Annotated in this window: 1 protein-coding gene and 1 pseudogene; both read right to left on the bottom strand. The window is 65.1% G+C overall.

The window, feature by feature from the left end:
* Window positions 1–334, bottom strand: a pseudogene (locus Q7T06_RS04520) (hypothetical protein); the annotation flags it as partial.
* On the bottom strand, window positions 334–1,185 hold the full coding sequence (gene cysT / locus Q7T06_RS04525) for a sulfate ABC transporter permease subunit CysT (protein WP_304780909.1): 852 nt from the start codon (window positions 1,183–1,185) through the stop codon (window positions 334–336). The pseudogene Q7T06_RS04520 and the gene cysT, both read right to left, overlap by 1 nt.
* Window positions 1,186–1,309: the final 124 nt, after the last annotated feature.

Below are 1,309 nucleotides of genomic sequence, written 5' to 3' on the forward strand. Positions count from 1 at the left end.
ACTCGAACTTGGCGATGGCCCAGGCCGCGGAAATGCCGAACACCAGGTTAAGCGGCACGCTGATCGCGGCGGCGAGCAGCGTCAGGCGGACTGCCGACAACGCGTCCGGATCGGTCAGCGCCGTGAGGTAAGTGCCCCAGCCGCGGCGCAAGGCCTCGAAAAAGACCGCGACCAGCGGCAGCAGCAGGAAGAAGGCGAAGAAGCCGAGCGCGAGTGTCAGCAGCGTCCAGCGCAGCCAGGGCGCCTCGCGCGTGGCTGGGCTGGCCTGGTAGTCGAAATGCCCCAGCGAATTTACGCCGGCCGCCGGTGCGTGCAGTGCGGCAGCGGCGGCCATCAGGACTTCCCTCCCGCTTTGCGGGTGCGCCGCGCGGCATTCCAGCCTTGCAGCAGATTGATCGCCAGCAACAGGACGAAGGCCAGGATCAGCATCGCCAGGGCGATCGCGGTGGCGCCTTCGTAATCGTATTGCTCCAGCTTGGTGATGATCATCAGCGGCGCGATTTCCGAGACCATGGGCATGTTGCCGGCGATGAATATCACCGAGCCGTATTCGCCGACGGCGCGCGCGAAGGCCAGCGCGAAGCCGGTCAGCAGGGCCGGTGTCAGGATCGGCAGCAAGACATGGCGGAAGGTCTGCCAGCGCCGGGCGCCGAGGCTGGCGGCGGCTTCCTCCAGCTCGGTTTCGAGGTCTTCGAGCACTGGCTGCACGGTGCGCACGACGAAAGGCAGGCCGATGAAAATCAGCGCCACCAGCACGCCCAGCGATGTGAAGGCGACCTTGATGCCTTGCGGTTCAAGCAGCGAGCCGATCCAGCCCTTGGGCGCATACAGCGCCGTCAGCGCGATGCCGGCCACCGCGGTGGGCAGCGCGAAAGGCAGGTCGACCAGCGCGTCGATCAGCTTCTTGCCGGGAAAGCGGTAGCGCACCAGGCACCAGGCCAGCATCAGGCCGAACAGCGCATTGATCGCGGCGGCGATCAGCGAGGCGCCGAAGGACAGCTTGAAAGAGGCCACCACGCGCGGCGCGGTGACGATGGCCCAGAACTGCTCGAAACTCAGCGCCATCGTCTTCAGCAAGATCGACGAGAGCGGAATCAGCACGATCAGCGACAGATAGGCGATCGTGTAGCCCAGCGTCAGGTGGAAGCCGGGCAGGACGTGGAAGCGGCGGGAACCGATGGACATGCGAGGTATTCCTGCAACAGGGAGGAACGCAGTCTAGGAATTCATGGCGCAAAGCGGAAATACCAATTTCTGCTTTGCTTATGCCTTGGTGTGGAAAGTCGGCGCTTGCCGGCCCGCGAAGCGG

It is taken from the genome of Herminiimonas sp. (assembly GCF_030645555.1).
Taxonomy (GTDB): domain Bacteria; phylum Pseudomonadota; class Gammaproteobacteria; order Burkholderiales; family Burkholderiaceae_D; genus Oxalicibacterium.

What these genes read in the sequence shown, in the direction of transcription:
- cysT (WP_304780909.1), bottom strand. Translation starts at nt 1,185, where the DNA reads ATGTCCATCGGTTCCCGCCGCTTCCACGTCCTGCCCGGCTTCCACCTG.